18 protein-coding genes are annotated in these 25,868 nt (G+C 42.7%); 10 read left to right on the top strand and 8 right to left on the bottom strand.

Translation table 11 applies throughout. From position 1 onward, the window contains the following. Positions 1-327: 327 nt before the first annotated feature. The 4 genes from E5331_RS04715 to E5331_RS04700 form a co-directional block, all read right to left on the bottom strand. Positions 328-1,749, bottom strand: a complete 1,422-nt coding sequence (locus E5331_RS04715; protein WP_123483885.1) for an AAA family ATPase — start codon at positions 1,747-1,749, stop codon at positions 328-330. Between the two features lie 251 nt (positions 1,750-2,000). Beyond that, positions 2,001-2,987 carry a DUF4249 domain-containing protein gene (locus E5331_RS04710; protein ID WP_123483884.1) on the bottom strand — a complete coding sequence of 329 codons (987 nt, stop codon included), beginning with the start codon at positions 2,985-2,987 and terminating at the stop codon, positions 2,001-2,003. 5 nt (positions 2,988-2,992) lie between these two features. Then, positions 2,993-5,254 carry a TonB-dependent receptor plug domain-containing protein gene (locus tag E5331_RS04705; RefSeq protein ID WP_123483883.1) on the bottom strand — a complete coding sequence of 754 codons (2,262 nt, stop codon included), beginning with the start codon at positions 5,252-5,254 and terminating at the stop codon, positions 2,993-2,995. Positions 5,255-5,259: 5 nt separating this feature from the next. Beyond that, positions 5,260-5,697: a hypothetical protein gene (locus E5331_RS04700; protein WP_135984102.1), complete on the bottom strand. Its 438-nt coding sequence runs from the start codon at positions 5,695-5,697 to the stop codon at positions 5,260-5,262. A gap of 196 nt (positions 5,698-5,893) precedes the next feature. Between E5331_RS04700 and E5331_RS04695 the strand changes: the two genes are divergently transcribed. Further along, complete coding sequence (locus E5331_RS04695) at positions 5,894-6,658, top strand: response regulator transcription factor (protein ID WP_123483881.1); 765 nt, start codon at positions 5,894-5,896, stop codon at positions 6,656-6,658. 17 nt (positions 6,659-6,675) lie between these two features. Here the strand turns inward: E5331_RS04695 and E5331_RS04690 are convergent, their stop codons facing one another. The 3 genes from E5331_RS04690 to E5331_RS04680 all read right to left on the bottom strand — a co-directional run bounded on the left by E5331_RS04690 (position 6,676) and on the right by E5331_RS04680 (position 11,480). Further along, entirely contained in the window at positions 6,676-7,431 is a 756-nt protein-coding gene (locus E5331_RS04690) for a ThiF family adenylyltransferase (protein WP_123483880.1), read from the bottom strand. A 521-nt stretch (positions 7,432-7,952) separates the two neighbouring features. Next, the gene (locus E5331_RS04685) at positions 7,953-9,494 is read right to left on the bottom strand and encodes an alpha-N-arabinofuranosidase (protein WP_123483879.1); all 1,542 of its coding nucleotides are present in this window, start codon (positions 9,492-9,494) and stop codon (positions 7,953-7,955) included. Positions 9,495-9,500: 6 nt separating this feature from the next. Continuing rightward, on the bottom strand, positions 9,501-11,480 hold the full coding sequence (locus E5331_RS04680) for an alpha-L-arabinofuranosidase C-terminal domain-containing protein (protein WP_420813752.1): 1,980 nt from the start codon (positions 11,478-11,480) through the stop codon (positions 9,501-9,503). A gap of 917 nt (positions 11,481-12,397) precedes the next feature. Here E5331_RS04680 and E5331_RS04675 point away from each other — a divergent pair. From E5331_RS04675 to E5331_RS04645, 8 genes are all read left to right on the top strand, one after another. Then, positions 12,398-12,742, top strand: coding sequence for a hypothetical protein (locus tag E5331_RS04675; RefSeq protein ID WP_135984100.1), 345 nt, complete (start codon positions 12,398-12,400; stop codon positions 12,740-12,742). Positions 12,743-12,921: 179 nt separating this feature from the next. Beyond that, a complete protein-coding gene (locus tag E5331_RS04670; protein ID WP_123483876.1) occupies positions 12,922-13,695 on the top strand; it encodes a hypothetical protein in 774 nt (257 codons plus the stop codon). A gap of 238 nt (positions 13,696-13,933) precedes the next feature. Beyond that, complete coding sequence (locus E5331_RS04665) at positions 13,934-15,547, top strand: hypothetical protein (RefSeq protein WP_135984099.1); 1,614 nt, start codon at positions 13,934-13,936, stop codon at positions 15,545-15,547. Between the two features lie 219 nt (positions 15,548-15,766). Further along, on the top strand, positions 15,767-16,189 hold the full coding sequence (locus E5331_RS20280; protein WP_168355135.1) for a hypothetical protein: 423 nt from the start codon (positions 15,767-15,769) through the stop codon (positions 16,187-16,189). Between the two features lie 94 nt (positions 16,190-16,283). After that, positions 16,284-16,703: a T9SS type A sorting domain-containing protein gene (locus tag E5331_RS20275; protein ID WP_168355134.1), complete on the top strand. Its 420-nt coding sequence runs from the start codon at positions 16,284-16,286 to the stop codon at positions 16,701-16,703. A gap of 20 nt (positions 16,704-16,723) precedes the next feature. Next, positions 16,724-22,867, top strand: a complete 6,144-nt coding sequence (locus E5331_RS04655) for an RHS repeat-associated core domain-containing protein (protein ID WP_123483873.1) — start codon at positions 16,724-16,726, stop codon at positions 22,865-22,867. 412 nt (positions 22,868-23,279) lie between these two features. Beyond that, a complete protein-coding gene (locus E5331_RS04650) occupies positions 23,280-23,720 on the top strand; it encodes a hypothetical protein (RefSeq protein WP_135984097.1) in 441 nt (146 codons plus the stop codon). Between the two features lie 341 nt (positions 23,721-24,061). Next, positions 24,062-24,610, top strand: coding sequence for an imm11 family protein (locus E5331_RS04645; protein WP_123483871.1), 549 nt, complete (start codon positions 24,062-24,064; stop codon positions 24,608-24,610). A 140-nt stretch (positions 24,611-24,750) separates the two neighbouring features. Here the strand turns inward: E5331_RS04645 and E5331_RS04640 are convergent, their stop codons facing one another. Continuing rightward, positions 24,751-25,107, bottom strand: coding sequence for a hypothetical protein (locus tag E5331_RS04640; RefSeq protein ID WP_123483870.1), 357 nt, complete (start codon positions 25,105-25,107; stop codon positions 24,751-24,753). A 131-nt stretch (positions 25,108-25,238) separates the two neighbouring features. Between E5331_RS04640 and E5331_RS04635 the strand changes: the two genes are divergently transcribed. Then, entirely contained in the window at positions 25,239-25,718 is a 480-nt protein-coding gene (locus tag E5331_RS04635; RefSeq protein ID WP_123483869.1) for a hypothetical protein, read from the top strand. The last annotated feature ends 150 nt before the right edge of the window (positions 25,719-25,868 follow it).

Genomic DNA, 25,868 nt, shown 5'->3' with positions numbered 1-25,868 from the left:
TAAACTATAAACTTTAAACCACTGAAGTGCAGCTTGCGAAACTTCAGTAATTAATCCCCATTTCCATAATTGGCAATTTTATACTGCTTATGGAAATGGGGATTATTGTAATTCTATGAATATAGACTATAATCCAAACATTTCACGTCGTCCTGTTATATTATATACCTTTTATACATTTACATCGTAAAACTAAGATACATGAGGAAATTGAATTATAGCCAAAAGTGGGTTATTTTTGCCACTTTTGGCTATAATTCAATTTTATGAGGACTATGAACTAAGAGACGTTAGTCCGGTAAGTCGGTATTCATACGTAGCCTATGGTCATGGGAAAAACAGTTGGTCTGCCGTTACCTGAATGGGAATCTCAAAGGAATTGTTGTTCTCTATAACGCCGTTTGATGTGATGAGGATGGGTTGTGCGACTTTGTTACGTGGAATGTAGAGATTGAATATACTTAACCTGTTGTGAATCTTTTTCAGTTCACTGTCAGTCAATCTATATCCAGCCGGGGCATATTTGATTTCACAAATGTTGATTACATTGTCGGCTCTGTCTATTATAAGGTCTATCTGAGCACCGGGATGCTCATGGTTCTTCTTGACATGCCATGAGAACAGACTTGCCGATATGCCGGAAATTCCGATGGCGGATTTGATTTGTCTGGTATGCAGAAGACACACTCTTTCAAAGGCAAGACCACACCATGTGCTATACGTGGGAGTTTTCATTGACCTTACCCAATATTCTTCATCAATCCCGTGTGACTTTTTTACAAATTGATAATAGAATAATGTATAGCAGTCTATTAGTTGGTACAAGGCATCCTTCAGAAGTTTGTCGGTATGGCAATATTTACGAATAAAGCCACATTCAATAAGATCTTCCAATACACGACTGAGCTGACCATTACTTTCAAGTTTTCCTTTCGTTATGATCTCATCTCGGGTCAATCCTGATTTTTTATCGGAAAGTGCTTCCACGACAGCGATATATTTATCCGGGCTGTTGAACATGGAGGAATAAATATAATCGAACTCGCTACGTAACTCTCCATCTTCTTTAAGGAAAAGATTGTTTATATTCTTTACCATACTCATTCTTGCCTCCAGCTTAGCCCAGTAATACGGCACTCCTCCCATGACCATATAACCCTCAACAATCATATTACGATTGAGAGGCAATTTCAAATAGTTAACAAGTTCCTCACATTCATTAAGAGAGAATTGCTGGAGCTTTATTCTGAATGTCACCCGGTTATATAGTCCTCCCTTATTGCGGAATATCTTGTTTATTATCCATGATGTAGCACTGCCGCAGATTATAAGTAGTATATCTTTTCTGGCAGAAGCCCATCCATTCCAGAAATGTTCAAAGGCAGGAATGAACCGGGAATTACGGGCATCCATCCAAGGAAGCTCATCAATGAATATTACCTTGCGTTGTTCATCCGACTTCTTTATCAGATGCTCCAACAGAAAGAAGGCATCAAACCAACTCTTAGGTGGTTTTTCTGTTGGATCCAAGCCCTGTTCAAGAAGGCTTTTGTAAAAGACTTCAAGTTGTTCCTGATTACTTACCTTGAATATTCCACTGTATTGGAATGTGAATTTGCCTTCAAATGTTTCCCTTATCAGGTATGTTTTGCCGATTCTACGTCGCCCATATACCGCTACAAACTCCGAATGGTCAGAGTTATATGCTTTCTTGAGCTTAGCTATCTCTTCTTTTCTGCCTATTATCATAGCTTTTAGTTTTTACAAAGATACAAAATAAAATCGAATTATAGCCAAAAGTAGCAAAAATAACCCACTTTTGGCTATAATTCGATTTTGTGAGAACAAGAAACTAAGGGATGTGAGCAAGACTCAATCACAAAAATACATATAGGTTAAGTATTATGTTCAAGAATTTACCACTTATATGGTGGTAAATTTAGACGAAAGTGGTAAATTTATTAATTTTACCTATAAGCAACTGGCCGTTTATGGGATGTTTATTTAGGGAATCTGCCGACTATATTCATCACATCAACTTCTGTCTCATCAAGAGTATATGCTGCAACGATACCAATTCCCCCATTTATATTGGAGAAGTATTTTATCGGTTCTGTGATTCCGAGATCAATCATTCCTCCATGTAGACCTTCTGATTCAGAATCATTGTATATGACGCTCAGAAGATAATTATAATAGTCTCGCGAGATCGAGAAGAGCTTGAACCTGCGATTCATCTCCGAATATGACGTGAGATCTCTTCCGTTACCTCCCTGCACTATTTCCTTCACCATAAGAGTATGTTTCTTCCCTTCGATTCCATGGTCTGAGAAAGGCAATCCATCAGGAGAATACGGCTCCCAACCGGGGACATTGGCGTTGATATGACGCGCCAGCTGTTGGAACACATATTCATAAGTAAAATCACGCTCACCCATCCCAACACCCTTACGCCAGTCGGAAGCATCATACTGCAGGAAATAGAAATTATCCTCCCCCACAGGATCCGTGAACGTTATGTTGTAGGTGAAAACATAGTCACGGTCAGTATATATCGACAGCGGCCCCTGGCGTGAGACCGATACAGATTCTATCCCCACTTTCTTGGGAACGATATCAGCGGCAGATACGAGAGAATCTTTGTAGGAAGTGCGTATCTCTACATTGTCACACTCAGCCGGTTTTATATCTGAGATATACATGTACGAGGTCTTGTCAAATGTCATTTCTCCTACTGATTTACCGTTAAGATATAGCTCAATATCAAGATCTTCAATATATGAGCGCTCATTGTGGATGTCGGAGAAGAAATATGTGCGGGTGGCAGCCACCGAAATTGTGGAATCCGGATTGATGATTGAGTTTATGGTGAGCAGATTCTCCCCGTTTTGCTCCCTGTATCCATCAAGGTCAATATCCTGATAGCAGGAAGTGGTGAACAGGGGGAGCATGAGAGGAAGCAGCATGTTTATTTTGGATGTCTTCATTGCTATCAAAATTCGTAAGTGTATGAAACTGAAGGAACGATTGGGATAAGGCTGAACTTTTGGAATGCCCTGTTCGGGCGTGAGGCATCCACATAGTCATCCTTGCGGATGGTCATTGCATTCATGCGGCAGTATGCGTTGTACAGGCTGAAATTCCATATAGAACGTCTGCCGCCTCCGAGATCCTTATACAGGCTCATGCCGATGTCGAGCCTGTGATATGCCGGGAAACGCACGTTGTTTCTCCCGGAATAGTAGTCGAGACCGGATGCCTGTTCCCAGTCCATGCCTGAGGAGCCGATTCCTGTGGTAGGGGCATCCGGAAAATTGTCGCCCGGCTCGTCATAGTTGTAGAGGGAAAGGGTGAGGCGGTTGCCGGTCATGTAAGTCCAACCGGCGTTGAACTCTATCTTGTCGTTCAGTCTGTAGGATGCGTTGATGTTTATCTTATGGCGGTTGTCGAATTTAGCCGGAAATTTCAGCCCCCCGTTAAGATTATCAAACTTGCGCCAGTTCCACATCAGGCCGTAGCTTACTGTGCCGGTGACCTTGCCGAGTTCTCTCGAGATACTCAGGTCAAGTCCGTATGCCCAACCTTTCCCGGATGTTATCTTCTCGTCCCATGTCAGATTAGGGTTCAGTGAGGATATACCTTCCCGGTATTCCACAAGATTACGCATATCCTTGTACCAACCTTCCAGAGAGAAATACATCCCTTTGGGCAGATTGCCATAAAACCCTATGGAATACTGGTCGCTCGACAGAGGCTTCATTCCCTTCCCTATCGGTTGCCAGAGGTCAGTAGGCAGATTGATGTAGTTGCTTGACACCTGCTGCACGAACTGGTTTATTCTGGCATAAGACGCTTTCACGCTGTAGTCATCTGTGATATTCACGCGTATAGATGCTCTTGGCTCAATGCGTGGGAAAGAGGCGTGCTGTATGAAATGGCTTACGAACCTGAGCCCGACATCAAGAGATGCACGCTCTCCGAAATTAAAAAGATTGTCTACATAGGCGAAGACCTCGTTCCCGGCCACTGACGGATTCCCGTTGCTGTCGCTCCAGCTCCGTCCGTCATCCTTATACTCATTCACCAGCCCTTCCGGATGGTATGTGTGGTTCACATATCCCACTCCGGATTTGAGGAGATATAATTTGGCAAACTGCTGCATGTAGCGCATGTTGACCCCGATATCGGCTATTGAGTTCCGCGTACCGTTAAGGGTGTAGCCGTAGGTCGACGGATCGTTAAGGTCTGTCTGATATTCGCTTTCCTGCCGATAGTGGGAGAAATATCTTGTGAAGTATGCCACTCCATTGATATATCCGTTGCCCAGCCGGTAGTCGGCATTTAGCGAGACACCCCAGTTACCCCAAGACAGACGGTTGGTATTTTCGTCAAAGAAACGAGTCTGATTGTCATCTGAAGGTGTCTCTGTTATAGTTCCATCGGGATTGACAGCAAAACTGTTGGCAGTCCCCTCAAACTTCCTGTCTCCGATTTTTAGGTAGTCCTTGCCGTAATATCCTATGGCGTATATTTTGCCGGCTCCAAGTTTCCAATCAATACGCGCGTTGAAGTCCATGAAATTATATCCGGCAATAGTCTTCTTCCCGTTTTTCTTCTGCACGGCGTTAGCTATAGCGAGAGCCGGAAGCCCCACCACATCAATCCATGAGCGGCGAATGGCGGCACTGAAAGCGAGCTTGTCTTTGACTATCGGACCGGATATGTAGCCGTTGGCAGCGAGGAGCCCGACAGTGAACTTCCCGGTGTATTTCCTGAAATCCGGAGACATCATGCTGATGTCTGTAATGCTTGAGATACGGCCTCCGAAACGTGCCGGGAAAGCAGACTTGAAGAAATCGATGTTGCGTATAGTTGAGACATTGAACGATGAGAATATACCACCGATATGGCTCACATGATAGAGCGGCAGTCCATTGTAGAGAAACAGGTTCTGGTCATTGTCCCCACCGTGGACATACAATCCGGTGAATCCCTCCACACCCTGCGACACTCCGGGGAGCGTCTGAAGAATCTTCACTATGTCGGGCTCCCCGAAAAGCACAGGCAGCTTCAATATCGCCTCCCTGCCAATCACATGCCTTCCCATCTCAGCAGCCTTCAGGTTGCGGTGTGCTCCCGTGGCTGTCACAATCACCTCGTCAAGAGTCTTATTCCCTAAAGTATCCGGAGGATTACTATTAGCGAAAGAAGTGAAGGCTATCAGAATTGCAGATGTTAAGAAGATATGTTTCATATTGATTATTTAGACTCAAGACGGACAATAATACACAATTTGGAATAATGAGTCTCAAAGGGATTTCCGATATATTCTCCGGACACATTATAATCATGTCCGTCAATAGTTGTCGTGCCGCTGAAATTATCAAGAGTGGCAATAACCTGAATATTGGTCGTCTTATTAGAATTAGACAATCCTTTTATTATCAGTGTTGTGTCATATATAGGATTAGATATGGACTCTTCCCCAGATGAAAGTTGAATGGATCTTACCCTTAATTCTTTGACTCTGGTCTGAATTTCGCCATTGATATATACTTTGACATTATCACCGGTATATGTCCAGTCCCGTGGACTGCCTTCATTGGATGGTGAAGGTTCTTCTTCATTTGAACATGACACACAAATGGAGACCATCATTACAGAAAATAGAAATAATAAAATTGATTTGAAGCTCATTGTTATTTGAATTTTATGATGTCGTTGACTACATCGGTTTGGTTTTATGGTGCAAAGCTATAAAAATCCAATATTTTATAAATTACACAAAAGTATATTTTAGTAAATCAGTACTGCAATATTACCCTTTTGTGTATAGTTATGGTTTATACATGTGTAACTTTTGTTAATTTTGCAATAAAATTTGACCCTACTTATGGAATCCAATATAAAGACAGGAGACTTCTTTTCACTTCAGAACTCAGTAGAAAGCATAAATGAGTCAGACTATGAGAAGACTGGACTCATAATAGAAGCTGCCCGTGCTTTTGAGCGAAGCACCTACCAGTGTGTATATATAATAGATTATTTTAAAAGAGGATTCTTGTATGTATCCGGGAATATCGCCAAACTGTGTGGAGGTGAGGCTGAAAAGATAAAGGATTTCGGATATAGGTTCTATATTGACTATGTACCGCAGGAGGATCTCAAAATGTTAATAGAGATCAACAACAAGGGATTCAAACTCTTCAACACGATTCCTATAGGAGAGAGGAAGGACTACACCATATCTTACGATTTCCATATAATGAGAGGAAAATGCAAGCGTCTTGTCAATCACAAGCTGACCCCGCTTATTCTTACAAAGGACGGTAGGATATGGCTGGCGATATGCACCATCTCGCTTGCCGCCGGGAATGAACCGGGAAATGTGATAATGAAGAAACCCGGTGCAGGAACATTTTATCAGTATTCCTTATATGACCATAAATGGGAGGAGCGCAAGGAGATTATCCTGACAGATAACGAGCGTGAGGTTCTTTCCTTGTCTACACAGGGATATACTATGAACGATATCGCCGACAATATATGCAAGTCGGTCGATACCGTCAAGGCCTACAAGCGCAGCATATTCCAGAAGATGGACGTGAAGAATATAGCGGAAGCTCTCACATACGCTCAGAACCATCAGTTGATATAGAAGAATTGTACATAAAATCAAGCCGGATCGCAGCGCAGTGAGGAGAAGTAAAATTTCGGGAAATACTTGATCTCCTTACCTGTGATTATGTCAAACATTGCATTTACACAATGTCCGGCAACAATCCATGAGGCTACTGAAAGTTTAGGTGGAGGAATCTCCCCCTCTTCATTTTTATATTTCTCAATAACATCATCAAGCCAGCGGTTGGGCATATTCCAGAACGTGCAGTACCGAGCCACGAAATCCGCCATCTTCACCTCAAACCCTTTGTAGGATTCGGATACTTCTGTAAGCTGGTATCCACCTGGCCTTATGATTGTAAGGAAGGCTCCCCACCCGAAATTATAAGGGTGGAGTACAGGAATCTTCCTCTTAGAACAAAGGTTGTCGAAAACAAACGGAATGTCACTCTTAAAGTCAAGCGCGTTTATGGCTATCTTAACTCCATTGAGAAGTTCTTTCACATTATCCTTATCGATGAATGTGTCACGGAATTGGATCTTTGCCTTGGGGTTAATCCTCAGTAGTCGCTTAGCGAGGCATTCTGCTTTCGATTTACCGATGTCGCTTTTGACATAGTTCTGGCGGTTCAGATTGGACAACTCCACCTTGTCCCCATCCACTATCACGATATCCTCAAAGCCGAAACGCAATGCACACTCGGCGATGATACTTCCTATTCCGGCTCCTCCGAGCAATATCCGGGTCTCACGAACCTTCTCCTGCTCTTCCTCGCTCACATAAATTCTGTTTCTGTTATATCTGTCCATAAAAGATAATTTTTATTACGGTGCAAAGATAGGACGGATATGACAAATGAATATAACACAAAAGGGTATTCTTTCTTTGCGAAGATACAAAATAAAATTGAATTATAGCCAAAAGTAGCAAAAATAACCTACTTTTGGCTATAATTCAATTTTGTGAGGACAAGAAACTAAGGGACGTGAGCAAGACTTACGACGAAAACACATAAGTCAAGAGGGTATAATAGTCAAAGAGAAACAATAGGCAAGAAAAACATAAGAGACATAAGATTTCGTTTTCATCAATTGATACGACTGCAATGCGTAGCCAAAAATCTTATGTCTCTTATGTTCTTTTGTTCTTATGTTTCTTCGCTGCTGCTGAATAGCTGCTGCTGAATAGAGAGAGATATCCGAGAATCTTTTCAAAAGAAGATATTGAGATTTAATTAAATAAGAGAAGAGGTATTGCCAGAACCAAGGTTTTGACAATACCCCTTTTGATCCGGAAGAAGAGTACTTCCGGACACGACCGTGGAGCTATTTTATTGTAATGAAAGGGTTACGATGCTCTTGGCGGGAAGAGTGACGGTCAGTTTGCCATCCTTCACCTGCCAACCATTCTTGAACGGCTTCAGAGTCACTTTCTCCGGTTGTCCGAAGTCATTGTAGTCGTTCATCGAAGTAGCAGTGAGGATTTCTCCCGATACCTTCTTCGCGGATATGCCGGCAAGATCAATAGTGATCTTGCTCTCATTCTGAAGATCAGTATTCACCAATGAGAGCGTGGTCTTGCCATCCTTTGTGGATGCAGTAGCACTCACCACCGGAACCTTCCGTCCGTCACGTGCCGCAATCTGCGGAGTAGCCACACTCAACGGTATCAGCTTCGCATCCTGATGAGGCACATACATCTTGAAGACGTAGTAGGTGGGAGTCAGAACCATTTGCGCATCCTTAGTCAGAACCATCGACTGAAGCACGTTGGCAATCTGCGCTATATTAGTCATCTTAACGCGATCCGTAAACGTATGGAATGTATTGAGACTCAATGCTGCCACCATAGCATCACGAAGCGTGTTCTGCTGATAGAGATGACCGGGAACAGTACCCGGCTCCTCATCAAACCATGTTCCCCACTCATCTACGAGCAGACCCACACGTTTCTTCGGGTCATACTTATCCATTATGTCGCAGTGACGCTTAACCACATCACCCACTTCAAGACATTTGCCGAGAGTCCAGTAATAATCCTCCTCATTAAACTGAGTGGCGGAACCCTTGCTACCACTCCATCCGAGCACCGTGTAATAATGAAGCGATATGCCATCCATGTGATGCCCGGCATTCTTCATCAACACCTCCGTCCAGTTATAGTCATAATCACTCGCTCCGGATGCTATCTTATACAGCTTGTTGCCGTTGAAATTACGGCAATAAGTCTGATAACGGCGATACACATCGGCATAATATTCCGGCGTGAAATTACCGCCGCATCCCCAGCTCTCGTTGCCTACGCCGAGATACTTCAGATGCCAGGGTTTCTCCCTGCCGTTCTTCTTGCGCAAGGTAGCCATCGGACCATCCTCCGCCGTGATATACTCCACCCATTTTGCAAGCTCCTCGACAGTGCCGCTACCGACATTGCCGCTCAGATACGGCTCGCAACCAAGCATCTCGCAAAGGTCGAAGAAATCATGGGTGCCAAAGGAGTTATCCTCAACTGTGCCTCCCCAGTTGCTGTTGACCATACGCGGACGGTTCTCTTTCGGTCCGATACCATCCATCCAATGATATTCATCAGCAAAACAGCCACCGGGCCAACGCAAAACCGGGATATGAAGCTCCTTGAGAGCATTTATCACGTCGTTTCTATAGCCGTTGGTATTCGGTATGGATGACTCCGGACCTACCCACAGACCGCCATAGATACACGTGCCGAGATGCTCGGCAAACTGACCGTAGATCTCCTTCTCGATTATCGGACTCTCCTTCGACGGAAGGAGAGTCACTGTCACGTCATTTGCCGCAAACGATGAGAGCGAGCAAAGTGCTGAAAAGGCAATAGTGCCTAATATATTCTTCATATCCGGTTATTTCTTAAAACGATAAACTGCGAATGTCTTGGCAGGGATCGACACGTTCATGTCGGTGATGCTGTCGGCATTATAGTTCTCCACCTTCGGCTTGACGATCTCCTGATTGTCAAGAGTGTTCTCGGCATCGTTGTCGGCATGGAGAGTGGTGATCTCCACTGATGAGTAGTGTTGCTTCTTCTTCAGACCCTTGAAATCTATCTGAAGCTCCTGTGCAGTGTCGCCCGTATTGGCAACCTTCACGATGATATCTCCACTCGGATCCTCCTTCACGGCTGACGCGAAGAGACCGTTCTGTCCCTCATTGCCTGCCACTGCCTTCCCATCCATCTTCAGGGGAACCACCTGTGTGCCCTTGTTGAGTGAATAAAGCTGCTGCACGTAGTAGCTTGCCGTAGGCATGGAGCGGAAATTGTCGAACCAGATCATATCCGGACGCCACTGCCAGCCCTCAACGTGGGCGAAGAGAGGAGCGTAGGTAGCCATCTCCACGATATCGGCATTGCGTTCAAGACCGGTCATAAAGGCTGCCTCAAGAAGTGCGGCATTGAAATGATTGTATTTCTTACCCTTACCGTGGCAAGCATATTCTCCGGCAAATACTTTCGGACCCTTACGGTCATAGTTGTCATAACGGTTGCCCTGTGCGAGGAACCATGACTCGGGACGATAGAAATGCTCATCGACCAAATCGGCTTTCAGACGCTTCATCTCAGGCCAGAGATAATCAAACTGCTTACCCTCGGAATCAGGACCGGAACTGCCGACAATCTTTATGTCGGGGTATTTGGCACGCACTGCCTTGATAAACGGTTCAAGACGGGTGGTGTATTCCGGACCCCACTGCTCATTGCCGATACCAACATATTTAAGATTGAACGGTTCCGGATGACCCATCTCCGCACGAACTTTACCCCATTCGGAATCAACAGGACCGTTGGCAAACTCAATAAGATCAAGCACATCGTCGATAAACGGCTGAAGTTCATTGAGAGAGGCATGAGCACTCTCATCATGGTTCTGATACTGGCATACAAGACCCACGTTCAGGATAGGAAGCGGCTCAGCACCTATATCCTCGCTGAGAAGGAAATACTCATAGAATCCGAGTCCGTAGCTCTGGAAATAGTCGGGGAAGAAACGGTGGCGGAAGGTGTAGTGCCAACGGTTCTCATTCACCGGGCGGTTCTCAACCGGACCGACTGTCTTTTTCCACTCATAGCGGGTATCCATATCCGTGCCCTCAACGATACATCCACCGGGGAAACGGAACACACCGGGTTTAAGATCTGCAAGTTTCTGAACCAGGTCATTGCGCAGACCATTCTCACGCCCTTTCCACGTGTCGGTAGGGAAGAGGGAGAGATGCTCAAGGTCTACGGTTGTCTCCGGCTTCACCAGGAACACTCTCAGCTTACCTTTGCTGACAGTCTCCGACGGCGACAGTGTGACGGTATATTTCTTCCAATCCTTGCCTGTCACCTCAAACTCCTTGGCACATTTGTCCTGACCCTCGCCCATAGTAGCGGGATCCTCAAGCTCGACACGCACTTTGGAAGTGCCGCCGTCGGGCACACGTGCCCAAACTGAGAAACGATAGTCCTTACCCTTCTCAAAGCTCACGCCGAAAAAGCCCTCATTGTCAAGACCTGTCCATTTATCGGTATGACCGGCGGGAGAAAGACGCACGTAATTAGGATTGTTGGCAAACGGACCGTCGTTACGCACCTCAACCTTGCCGAAGGCATTCCAGCCCTGAAGTGGAGTAGGGAAGTCGAACGAGCGGTTCTTGATCTTCTCTGCATACAGACCGCCGTCTGCCGCATAGTTGATATCTTCAAAGAAGAGTCCATACATCGTGGACGGGATAGGGGCTCCCTTTGCATTAGGCTCCACGACAAGCCTGTTGATTTCCGCACCTGCATAAGTCATGCAGCCAAGTGCGAGAAGCGCAGTTAAAAGTTGTTTTCTCATGATTTATGGTTATTCGAGTTTTTCGGTTTCCAATAATCGCAAGCATCGCCTCCCGAAAGAGCCTACGGCTTACGGTTGCAAAATTATAAAATATTTCCCTCACTAAAGTGGACAAATGTTTCAAAAAAGGTGAATAAATCGTATCCCTTCCACCACAATCAGTAAAAAAATGATTCATTCCACTTGACAAAAAGCCATTAAACCATTGTTTTATGTGAAATAACCTTCATTTCATTCTTATTCTGATGATTTTTAGTCAACAATTATTTCATTCCAAATATTTTTGTTAACTTTGGGTCATAATCTAAAAATCCATGCCCATGAAACGTTTATATCCAGTGCTTCTATTTGTTGCCGTTCCATTCATCTGTAATGCCGAGAAAATATATTTTTAATTATGAGATTTATCTTGAAACTCCTCTTGCATATAATGACTAAAGATTGAGTACAACCCAATTCAATTATACAATATGGTATCTCACAAAATTTTCAATGACTGGAAGGGAGCATTCCCTTTTCTGAAAGAATACACTAAGTCTACTCTTTATCTGAGAGCAGGTATCGTGATGTTGGGATTACGACTTGAATCGTCTAATTTCGATAGTAATACATATCTTATATATCTGGAATGCAGATCCCTTTGGGAAAATAAGAATAGTTTATGTGAATCTTTTGTGTTTTATTATTATTTGAGATCTAAAGGTAATATCCAATTCTGGATTTTTGATAATCACCATGATTTTTATTTTCCCAAAGTACTGCAGCGTGTGAAAGACCAATTTGGTGGTATTCTTGAAGAGAAAATTCGTTTAAGCAGTCTTTTTAACGTAATCAATCAAATTACCGTTTCATTCGATTGCAATATTTTGTCCATTTTTGAATTTGAACTGGCACTCTCTATATATTTGAATGATCCTGAAATGGAAGCAAGAATCTGGCGACAGATTGACATGAAATTTCGACATTTCAAGAAAAAGGATTTTCTAATCATTCACGGTATCACGATGGAAGAATGGAAACAGGATCTTCGGGTTAGGATGAGCGACCGGGAGGCATTGATGGCACAGGTGGAGAAAAATCTGGAAAGCCGGCGCATAAGGAATCTGAATGAGGCACAGTTTGTCATTGATGACTTTGTATTGGATTCTGAGCAACCCAAAAGTATGTCACGACGATGGAAAGAGTTCCGTGAAAACTTCCGTAACACCCGAATCGGATTATGGCGACAGCTAATAGCCAAAATAAACGGTGAGGAATACCCTTAAATCAAAAACCTCCGCGCTCTCCGCGCTCCCCGAGGTTAATTCCACACACCGTATCAAGCTGATTTACTACACCACAAAGAGCGCGGAGGACACAGAGTAATAATAAAAACTCCGCGTGCCCCGTGATTAATTCCACACATCATATCAAACTTATAATAGAGTAAACTAAATTCGATTTTATGGTTTCAAGAGAGATTTTCAATGACTGGAAGGGAGTATTCCCCTTTCTGACGGAATTTTCAAAGTCTACACTTTATCTTAGAGTAGGCATAGTGATGCTCGGTCTACGGTTGGAATCGTCCCAATATGAAAGCGACGATTATCAAGTTTACTTAGAATGTAGGTCGCTTTGGGATGATAGTGATGGCTATAATAGATTTGACATCTTTAATTATAGACTTGAAGGGAAAATAGGAAATACCTTTTATTTATCAAGTAAAAAAGAGCATGACTTTTATTTCTCTCGGGCGGAACAACGTGCCAGAGAACAGTTTGGTGACGTATTGCAGGAGAAGATTAGGCTGAGCAGTATCATGAATCTGTTTACGAGTCCTGATAAAGACATTGACAATCCAAATTTCTGGAAACCAGTGTATGAGTTCGTGTTTGCATTGTCGACATATCTGGATGATATTAACCTGAGAGAACGGCTGATGCGTGAGATAGAGTGGAAATCCAAGCGTTGGAAGTATAAATGGGTGAGGACGGAATTCGATATGGAATTTGAGGAATGGATGAACGGTATGTATGAAAGGGTTGGAAACAGGGAGAAACTGATGGCACAGGTGGAGAAGAATCTGGAAAGCTGGCGCGTCAGGAATCTGAACGAAGCGCAACTTATCATCGATGATTTCCTGTTCCCATCGGAAAAATATAGAAACACGTCGCAGAAATTCAAAGATTTTTTTGCCAATGCCATGAAAAGGTTATTACCCACACGCCATCAACCTTAATGACATCATGCACATCAACACCGCGACATCATGCACACAATGCGGTAATATCATGCACTTGATTATTTTGCAGATATAGAAATATCAGTGATTTTTTATATATTTGCAATAGAATCATCATAAATTAAATCATACGAGTTAGGCTGATTTATATCTGCTCTAACTGATTCTATATTCCATCATGAAAATCTTTCATCATCTAAATGGCTTTCCTCCAATAAGATTCTGTATCCTAATAATGATACCAATCTTGGCATTCATCTTGTGCGACTACCGTTCAGACAATCCATTGGCTCCGGGTTTGGAGAATATCGAGATATTATCCGCTGTCACCCCCGATTCTGCCTATACCCTCTTATCAACATACAACAAGAGTTTGCTGACCACAGAGCGTGACTCTGCCATGTTCGCACTGCTTTGGGCAGAACTTAGAGACAAGACATTTCATGACGACACTACATCCAAATTACTCAGTAAGGCGGTTGATTTATTCAAGAGAGAGCAAGATTACGACCGTCTGGCACGCACTCTCTTTTATCAAGGTCGTGTTTTCCAAAATTCAGGCAGATTAGGTGAATCCATCCTATGTTTCAACAATGCCCTTGAGAATATGCGGACTAACGGGATGCTCATATATAAGGCAAAAACTTACTGTGCACTGAGTGAGAGTAATTCCCAGATCGGCGACAGTCCGCAGCAACTGGAAAATTCAAGAAAAGCATGGCTATGTTATCTGCAACTTGATTCTCTGCCGTTCATTCGCGATGCACAGTTATGGTATGGCATATCCTTGGCAGAGAATGACAGTGTCGACAAAGGAGTAATGCTAATGAAAGAGGTGCTTGATGCGGCTATTGCAGAAAATGACACCGCCACTATACTGGAAGCATCAAGCCGTATCGGAAATGCTCTGCTATGGAAAAAGGACTACAATAGCGCAAATGGCTATTTCGACCTACCCCAAAGGATGGCTATTGACGACAGAATGTCAGAAAATGACAGGATCTTACTTATATATAGCATGATAAAGAACCATGCCGATCCGACTCTGATAAAAAAGTTACGCCAAAAGTTGTCGGATAATATCATGGAAGACGAACTACCACATGAATACCATCTCCTTTCTGATGACTACCTCAATGCATTCCTATCGTTATCAAGAGAATACGATAAATTAAATTTCTATTATACCGATAAGATAAAAAGCGATGCGAATCTTTTGATGGAGAAAGACCGCCAATTGAGACTGAAAGAAGCAGATTATAGGATTTGGAAAGCGAGGGTGCAGACCATCTGGATAATAATCACTTCTCTTGTGACTATAATTTCAATTATATTAATCACGAGATTGAAGATTGAAAGAAAATCAAATAAAATAAAGGAGTTGCTTGACACAATAGGTCTACTTTCCAAAAATGACAGTAAGCAACTCTCCGAACGATTTGTATCTTCTGATATTTTACAAAACATATTCCTCCGACTCGACCATCTGTATTCCGCATATTATCGTATGCCTGAATCATCAACTTCTGCGCCACAACTCATCTACGCCATGGAAACAGAACTTCAAGCGTTAAGAGAGGATGACACCCTGTTAACTCAACTTGAGAATGAAATTAATCAGGAAACTTCCGGGATTCTGAACCACACATATTCCAAAATGAAAAAGGTATCAGCCAACCAACGACGACTCATGGCATATCTATACTTCGGGCTATCTGTGGAGATGATATGTCTGCTGTTTAGGATTTCCCCCGAAGTGTATTACAATAGAAAGTCAAGATTGAAAAAGACTCTCATGGAACTGAAATCAGAAAGTGCACTGAATTTGATTGACAAAATATTCAATTGACATTACGGGACACTTTCATTTTCGTAACATTCTATTGATACAATTCATAAAATTATGAAAAAATTTCTATCGGCAATGCCAATAAAAGCCAATTTTCGGGAGTCATACGCTATCCAAATCATTCATATTTCATTATAATACTGTCTGTTATAAACGATAGACACCATATTTGGACATTCTCTTTAAGTTAGATACATTTGTGCAAAAAAACATGACGATATGAAAAAATCTAACTTGACTATCCGGGTTGCCATCGCAGCCACCTTCTTCACCTTGTCGTATGTTTCCATAGCAGACGCACAAACTTCGCCCGATACCAACAAAAATCAGACTGATACAGATAAACCGGTAGATGTAGGACGCTTGAAGAGTCAACCAAATCCTAAAAAACACCGCATGCCTTCAAATTCATATATTGAATATCAATATGACGGCAACGGTATCCTTATTCTCTCTACGGACAGATATGAACATTTGACTTTGACAGTGTCAAACGCAACATACAATGTCTCTGCAGATCTATCAATTGAAAACGGTATGTATCTTGAAACCGGTCCTCTTGCCGGCAGCTATCTTCTTGAATGTATCACGAATGATGGTGCATTATATTCAGGCACTCTTAACGTCACATTACCTGACTGATCTTTATCATTTCTTTGCCTGCATCATAATACGACCGAATATTAGGGTTAATCCAATTCCACATATATATTTCATCCCGAATATATCTAATTCCATGAGATTAAACTATCTTTTTTTGCTAATCGCATTGAATACATTCTCTATCAATGCCGAGAAAATAAGCTACAGCTATGACAGTTCCGGCAACCGGATAAAGCGGGAAATAGTTCTCGCCACAAAGTCAATGAATCAACGATCGGAAAACACCCGATATTCAGAAATGCTTTCTGAAAGACATGTCAACATCTATCCGAATCCAACACGAGGTGTCCTGAAGCTTGATATTACCGGGAAAGATAACATGGATGAAGCGATTATACAGATATTCAGTGTCTCGGGACAACAGATACTGTCTGTCATTGCATCAGATTTTCCGATGGAACTTGACATCAGTTCACAACCTGACGGCATATATATACTACATATCCGTATCGGTTCAGACGAGAGTTCATGGAAGATAATAAAGAATAACTGAACAATAATTTCCCCGACAACATGAAAAGACTATCATACATCATAGTGTGGGTACTCATAGGATTAAATCCCACTTATGCCGCATCCCGGACATCAATCAATATTGAAAACGACATAACAACCACCGTAGAGTCTCATCTTCCAGAGGATTCCATACCCCCGGCAGATGACAGGTTCGCAGGATGGACAGACGAACAGTTCCAGCACTACAACGACTCAATAATAGCAGCCCTATATCCCCCTGTAACAGCCCATCGCGCAGACAGCGCCACATTCGGTAAGGGTGAGGGCAACCGCCCGCAGAAAGCACCCTCTACGGCTGTTTCTCCGGTGCCTGAATCCATAACGATTGACACATCAAAGGAAGTGGGAGTGATTCCTATCATATCAGGAATGACTCCGACAGGTGCACGCACGTATGATGTCGCCATTGACGTATATCCCGGCATGAACGGTATGCAGCCGTCACTGTCTTTGAACTACAACAGCCAGCGTGGTAATTCCATCGTAGGCATGGGGTGGGCTTTATCCGGTGTCCCATCAATAACAAGAGGAACAAGATCCATCTATTATGACGGACAGGCACATGGTGTCTCAATGGACAATGATGATGCATTCTATCTTGACGGCATGCGTCTCATAAAAACAGGTACAGACACCGGTTGCATACTTTATGAGTCTGAGCAAGGCAACATAAAGGCAAAGGGATATTGCGGAGCCTATATCATGAAATATTTCGAGGTTTTCTATCCGGACGGAAAGAAAGGAGTGTTTGGTTACGAGAATAACTCCACCAACCGAGTGATGTATCCGCTGTGGTCTCTCACAGATCTATATGGGAACAAGATAGACTACACCTATGCCGAGGGAAACAATCTATTCAGACTTGAAAAAATCAATTATAATGCTGCAAGTATCGAATTCCGATACAAGACACGGTCTGACGGAATAGTCTCTTTTTGTGGCGGACTGCAAACTAATATACCGGTTATTCTGAATCAAATAATCTGCAAGGTCGGGACTACTGTCAGATGCACCTATACTCTCGGACATAAGTTTGACAATTCTGTATCATTGCTTGAAAAGATAGATTATTCCGCAAGTGGCAAGTCGTTTAATCCATTGATTTTTTACTATGGGAATGGCGAGACATCCAAAGTCTTTACCCAATCTTCCACTCAATTATATGAATGGTATGAATCTGCTGATCCATCCATGATCAAGATTGTGAGAGGGAAATTCGATTACGATGGAAATACCGACGGACTTATCGTGTTGCCAAACTATAATCCATATTATATCTATCATCAACACGCCACAACTTTCAGGAAATCCCAGAACTATTGTATAAACAACTATAAGGAGGATGATAAGATATTCCTGTATACTGGGCTTCAGGATGACTGGGTACATCCTATGCCCAATCTGATAACAGAGAAGGGCTTTGTTGACATTCTATGTGCTGACCTTGAAGGGAAACAGGAAGAATATATTGTGAAGGTAAATAATTTCGTGAATGGTCTTGACAAGGTAACATTCAATGTGTATAGGTCAAATCTTTATAGCGGCATGTCTCATCTGTACACAAGGACATTTGACTGGGACTATGCCTTCATGGACGAGAAAGGAAACACGAGCATAGTGCCTAAGTTCTATTATGCAGGAGATTTCAACGGAGATGGACGCATGGAGATATTGGCGATATCTGTGGATAATCCGTTTGTCGAACCTTGGCATTCCTCTCGTTGCTTTCTGTTTGATCTTTCCGGAAATAAAATTCTTTATAAGGGATCTGATCTCAATTTCAAGGTTCAGCTCGTGGGGTCGGACCAGCAGGATCCCGTTGCCACAGCCAATAATTCTGACAAACTTGTTGTCATGGATTATGACGGAGACGGCAAAACCGACATCTGCCTTATAAATGACTCCGGACTAAATATCTACACATTCACATTTTCAAATGGGAATGTATCGCTTGATAAGATTGCCACTGATACCGGCTTGACAAGGCAGATGCTGGTTGACAGGGAGCTTCTTGTCGGGGAATTCAATGGCGACGGACTCATGGATCTTCTTGTCTCAGCCAAACGTGGAGACCTGAATAATCTCAATTGGACAATATACCGTTCCAAGGGTAACGGAATGTTCGGGAAAACTGTCATCAACGGAATTTATGTAGACAATGATAGCAAATCCGGCTTCTTCCTGCAAGATGTGGACAATGACGGGAAGACAGACCTTCTAAACTATAAATCCTCATGTTTCTATACGTATTTCTCAAGAAACAACTCCATAGACTTTGGCAGTAGTCATCTCACATCATTTCCAACAACCGGTTCCTCTATTGTTCCTGTTGACATAAATTCCCATAACCGGCATTCAATGTTGATAAGTCTGATAAAGGGGACTGCAACCAAATATTCCCTTCCTCTCAATATTAGCAAGGAAGTGATGGCAACTGGAATGGCAAACAGCCTCGGGGTGATTGAGAAAAACACCTACTCCCAACTGACAGACGATACGGGAAACAGCTATACGAAAGGTTATGGAGCCTCTTACCCATACGTCAATATCCGAGAGCCTTTTAATGTGCTTACATCCTCTCATACATTCGCGGAAGGGAAGTGCATTGACAACAATTCCATCTCATATACGAATGCCATATTCCATCGGCAAGGTCTCGGATTCCGCGGATTTGAGAAGATAACCACGTTTGATAAAAGAGGACAAACCCATATCCTGACGTATGAGCCGGAGAGATTCGGGGTACTGAAGAGCGAGGAATCTCCGGCATTCAAGAATGAATTCACTTATTCTGTGTCAACCGGGACAGACCATCTCACAAAGATACGCCTGACAAGAAAGAAAGAGAACGACCTGTTGAAGGGTGTCTCTGCCACCACCACTTACAAATATGATGCCTACGGATACCCGACAGAAGAATTAATGCTGCTATATCCCGGAGCAATCACAGTAAAGAAAATCAACAGATATTCCTCATCAACCAACGTAAAGGATGGATATAATCTTGGATTCCTTCATAATCAGGAAACAAGCATAACACGTTCCGGTTCAACATACACTGAGAAAATGTGGATGCCCGCTCATTCGAAGCGTCAACCAAACGTAAAAATTCATTGCATAGACGGGAACAATGTCATACAGGAAACTTTTATCTATGACAGTCACGGGTGTGTCACCAAGAAGACTGGAACAAATTACTCATCATCAAAGGGTAGGACAACAGTCTACGAGTATGACTCATACGGGCGTCTGACTAAGGAGACTGACCCTATGGGACTCTCCACCGAATACACATACGACTCATACGGACGTGTCGCAACCATGAAGGATTATCTTGGATGCACCACAAAATATGGATATGATTCTTTCGGACGCGAGACAAGCGTGACTTATCCCGACAACACAGTAAGCAGTACAACCTACAGCTGGAACACAGCTGCCGGGAAAGGTCTCTACTCCATCGTGCGTACAGCCACGGGAAGACCCACGGAAACTGAAGGATACGACCCACTGAACAGGGAGGTATGGAACGCCTCCACACGTTTTGATGGTACAGTGCGCGGTGTCAGCAGGGAATATGACCTATATGGGAACCTGAAGAGGGAATCGCTTCCTTATATAGGCACCGGCACCCCTCTGTGGAACGTCTACGTCTATGATAACTATGACCGCCCAACCTCTTATACCGAGGCATCAGGCAGAAAGACGACCTGGAGCTATGACGGTACAAAAATCACGACAGTGGAGGACAATACCCCCACCACAAGGGAGTATGATTCACTCGGAGACCTGGTCTCGGTTACAGACCTCGCGGGAACAATAACATACAAACTTGCCGCTGACAGCCAGCCCATATCCATCACAGCTCCGGGAGATGTCACAACCACATTCACATACGACAAATATAGGAGACGGATCGGATTGTCCGACCCGAGCCAAGGCAACTCCCTATGGGCATACGATACAGAGGGTAACGTAATTAAAGAGACGGATGCGGATGGCAATGTCATAACCCATGAGTACGACGCGCATCAACGAGAGATTAAGCGTGTGACCGATGAATTCACAACAACATGGAAATATAATGAGAAGAACCAGCTGATCAACATATCCTCATCAAACGGCACGGGAAAGTCCCTTGTATACGATGCCTACGGCAGATTGAAGGCCGAGACTGAGGGAGGGGGAGGCAAATCATTGAGGAAAGACTATACATATTCTTCCGGAAACCTGAGTTCCGTGAGATACACGTCTCAGAACGGTCTTTTAGGTACCGAGAACCGTATCTATAGGAACGGCTGCCTGAGCGAGGTGAATCTCAACGGCTCGACCGTGATATTCAAACTGAACAAGGAAAATACGCTCGGACTTGAAATCGAGACCAATACCGGAAGCCTAAAACGTACATACGCGTTTGACCCTTATGGGATGCCGGCTGGAAGGATAGCCGTGGCAGGGAACAATACATATCAGAATTTCTCTTATACCTTTGACCACACCAACTCATGCCTCAAATCAAGGACAGACCGCAAAAGAAGCAAGACGGAATACTTCAGTTATGACAGGTTGAACAGACTCATATCATACGAGAGCAAAAAGGCTGCCTATGACATCAAAGGTAATATAACCTCCAGAAGCGATGTCGGCACGATGGAGTACAGCAATCCTGACAAGCCGTATGCCCTTACTGGACTGACCCCTTCGTCCGACGCTGTGCCACCACGCACCCAAAACATCTCCTATACCTCGTTCCATCGTCCGGCAATGATCTCCGAGAACGGCTGCATTGCCGATTTTACCTACAATGCCGATTTTGAACGAGTGAAAATGTTTACAGCAGGCAATAGCAAAAATCTGACACGCTATTATCTCGGTGGATGTTATGAGGCTGATGAGATTTCAGGGATCTTGAAGGAGAGACTGTATCTTTACGGTGGATATTATGACTCCCCTGCCGTCTTGATTAAGGAGGGGGGCACATCAAAGGTATATTATATCCTGCGGGACTATCTCGGAAGCATAACCCATGTCGTGGGAGCGGACGGTACACTTGTGCAGGAACTGAGTTACGATGCATGGGGTCGTCTCAGGAATCCCGCCACGCATGAGGTGTATGCTCCAGGAAAGGAACCCACCCTCTTCCTCGGACGTGGATACACCGGTCATGAGCATCTTACGGACTTCGGGCTCATCAACATGAACGCGCGTCTGTATGACCCGGCACTCGGCCGCTTCCTGTCACCGGATCCCTTCGTGCAGGAATCCGACCTGTCGCAGAACTTCAACCGCTACACATACGCTATGAACAATCCCCTCTGCTACGTCGATGAGGACGGGGAGTTCTTCTGGGCTGCTGTTGGAATTGCAGCATTAGTGGGGGGAATTGTCAATGTAGCCACCCACTGGAAAGAGATAAAGGCAACAGGCGGATGGAAAGGGTTCTGGAAAGGAGCCGGATATTTCGCTATTGGCGGGATAGCCGGAGGAGCTGGTATGGCTGTTGGAATCGGTGCAGCTGTCGGATTTGGGCACATGCTGACCACTACTGCTGCTGGATATTCCTTATACACAACCGGATTTCTCGGAGGGGCATATTCGGGTGCCATGGAAGGTTTAACACAAGGTTTCATACAGGGCACTGGGAATGCCCTCATAGAAGGTGAGAACTTAGGTACCGCCTTGGGTATGGGAGGGATTGGTGCTTTGTCCGGTGGTGTGTCGGGAGGTTTGACTGGAGGTGTCATGAGTGGGATTAAGGCTGTGATGCAAGGAAAAAATTTCTGGAACAGATCTTACAATAATAAAACTTTAGTACAAAAAGCTGCCGATTTTGCAGAAAGCAATATTAATGCTACAGGACATGCCGCTGGTTCTCGTAAACATAAAGTAGCTACAGATTTATTAAAAAAACATCAAAAATTTTATATTCCTGAAGAACGATGGTTAAAGTTTCACGTGAAAGGTAATTTAAATGGTAAAAATTATTTTCTAGATGTTTTAGATGAAAAAGGAAAGATGATCTATGATTGGAAATTTGGGTATCCAAAATTAACGCCAGCTCAATTAAATGAAACACGTCAAATGAAAATTTATCGAGATATTTGGAAAATACCTTCCACGATTATAAAACCAAAAAAATAAGTAGATAATCCTAAACATTAAATGAAATAATAAGTTTAGATATATGGTATATCGAGAGATTTTCAATGACTGGAAGGGAGCATTCCCCTTTCTGAAAGAATACACTAAGTCCACTCTTTATCTTAGAGCTGGCATAGTGATGATTGGGCTCAGATTTCAATGTAATGTATGGGGAGATTCAAGTTATCAAGTGTATTTGGAATGTGTTTCTTTATGGAAAAACTACAATGGAATAAATCGATTTAACTTATTTTTCAAGGAGTTGATAAAACCGAACGGAATTTCTCAATTTTTTATCAATTTCAAGTCGCAAGATGACTTCCTAAAAGCAGTCATGTGTGCCAATGCTCAATTTGGAGAATTACTACAATCCAATATAAAATTGAGCGATTTATTTAATCTAATAAACAGTATGACCGGCTCATTCCTTACCCGTCATAATCCAAATGATTATATAAATCTATTCGAATTTGAACTTGCATTAGCTCTCTTCCTAAATGATCCTTCTTTAGAAACAAGGATAAAAAGACAAATTGATTTGGAGTCTACAAATTGGGATAATAATAGTTTCTTTCATAGCTATGGAATTACGATTGAGGAATGGAAACAGGATCTCTACGAGCGGATGAGCGACCGGGAAGCGTTGATGGCTCAGGTGGAGAAAAATCTGGAAAGCCGGCGCATAAGGAATCTGAACGAAGCACAGTTTGTCATTGATGACTTTGTATTGGATTCTGAGCAACCTAAAAGTATGTTACGACGATGGAAAGAGTTCCGCGAAGACTTCCGTCATACCCGAATCTCGTTATGGCGACAGCTAATAGCCAAAATAAAGGGTGAGGAATACCCTTGAATCAAAAACCTCCGCGCTCTCCGTGCGCCCTGTGGTTAATTCCACATATCATATCAAACTTATAATAGAGTATAACTAAATTCGATTCTATGGTTTCAAGAGAGATTTTTAATGACTGGAAGGGAGCATTCCCTTTTCTGAAAGAATACACTTATAGGAGTGATTTAAACTTACGCCTAAAGGTAAAATACCATTCTTTTTGTAAATTTTATAAGGCTATTTCCTTTATGGTAACACCCCATCACGAAATCAAAGACTTCAAAATTTCCTAAAGCTATGAACTTTTCCGGCTTGTGAATAAGCTTAAATCGCTTCATAAATCACACAAAAAACAACATGATATGAAACCTAAATTTTATGACTTACTTCCTAAAGAGGAAAAAAACGGCGGATTAGTGGAAGCCCCTGAAGACTGGACCTATCCAATTGCCATGGATGGTAAAGAGGTGACGGACTGGCAATCCCTCGTGTTAGAACTGAAGTATGGGAAATATGCCCATTTCAATATGTGCACAGGAGGAGCCAACATTATCAGCGAGGAACTGAAAAAACTGTTTGAATCATTTGTGGACGATCCGACTCTAATAGAGTATCTACCGGTAAAGGTTTTTAGTAAGGAATATGGAGACAAGTGGATGTATATTATGCATTTTAAGAAAATATTTGATGTGGTGGATAAAAAGAATTCCATATATGTCCCCGGAACGGATATACTCATCAAAGAACGCCTCATTTATGATAAAGTCAAAGATTTGAAAATATTCAATATTAAAAAAAATCTTAATGATGTTGTCGTTTCTGAAGAAGTTTACCAGGCCATTAAGAAACAAAAATTGAATTTTTGTATTGAATTTGTCCCAATATACTGCAGTGCTTCCACCACTACATAAAGGTGAAAGTAAATACCGAAACTACGCAAGAAACAGATAGTCATAATGACCTCATGTGTTATTGTTGTATCATCTACGTTGGATATGACGTATTTACTCTCTTAAATACGTCATATCCAACGTAGATATTGATATATCTTTTACCGGATTCTTGAAAGGTCGCCGTCGTCAAACCCGATGGTTACGACTCTCCCTTCAAACATCGGAAGATGTTCTGCATTGATGGAAAGATAGTCTGAGATAATTCTTTTTGTTTTCTCCAGAAATTCCTCCCAATCCATATTGCCGGATGGCAATTCTATGAAATTACCTTCCGGTTCATAATCCACCTCACATGCCCAGTCATCATCCGATGCGTCATATTCCTCCGAACCGGTGAGATAGATACAATATCCTTCTTCTGTCTCATACAGCCCGAAATTCAAGGCAACGATGTCTGACGGCACGTCTGAGCTTTCATCAAGCTCACGGATCCAATTCTCAATTTTCTCCTTCATAAAAACTTTCTGTTAAGAATTATTCCCAAAGTTATAAATATATTTTTAATTATCCTTATATTTGCCATAATTTTCATAATCTTAGTAAGGGAGTTGTCTAAACTTCATTAAATAAAAACCATCGCAGGAGAATGAAAACTATAACCGACAGACATTTCGAACGTATTGACGAGTTTTTTGTCAATGAATTTATAGAGGAAGGATTAATCCTTGACGGATGTATCATCAATATCTTTGATGTAGTAAGCGTAAACTTCATCGGAAAAGTCGAGATCCGGAATTGCATCTTAAGCGAGTTTAAGATTCTCGGATGTTGGTTTGAAGGTGGACTTTCCTTCAGTCATAATATTGTAAAATCTCCAATAAATTATGAGATGGGAGGACACAACAAAGAGGTATTTGAACTAAATGGCAATATTTTTAATGGCTTTTTCAGTTTCTTTGACTGTCAGTTTGATGCTGAGGAAAGAATCGAGAACAACATATTCATGCAGGGTTCAGATCTGTTATACAAGGAACAAAAAGGCTTTGACAACTCTTTTAATAATGGACTCATACTTACCAACAATCTTGGCAGACTGGATATGATGGAATGTACAGCATGCAACTGATCCATGCTTCCATTATAATCATACCATATCAAACTTGATTTACTGCACCACAAAGATGACATCATGCACATCAAGCCATTACATCATGCACATGTTTATTTGATTTAAATACATTCAAATCAAAAAACTCCGCGCTCCCTGCGCTCTCCG

The sequence above is a fragment of the Lepagella muris genome (assembly GCF_004793975.1).
Lineage (GTDB): Bacteria > Bacteroidota > Bacteroidia > Bacteroidales > Muribaculaceae > Lepagella > Lepagella muris.
The sequence above is the reverse complement of the archived record's forward strand: the minus strand, read 5'-3'. Positions and strand labels throughout refer to the sequence as shown.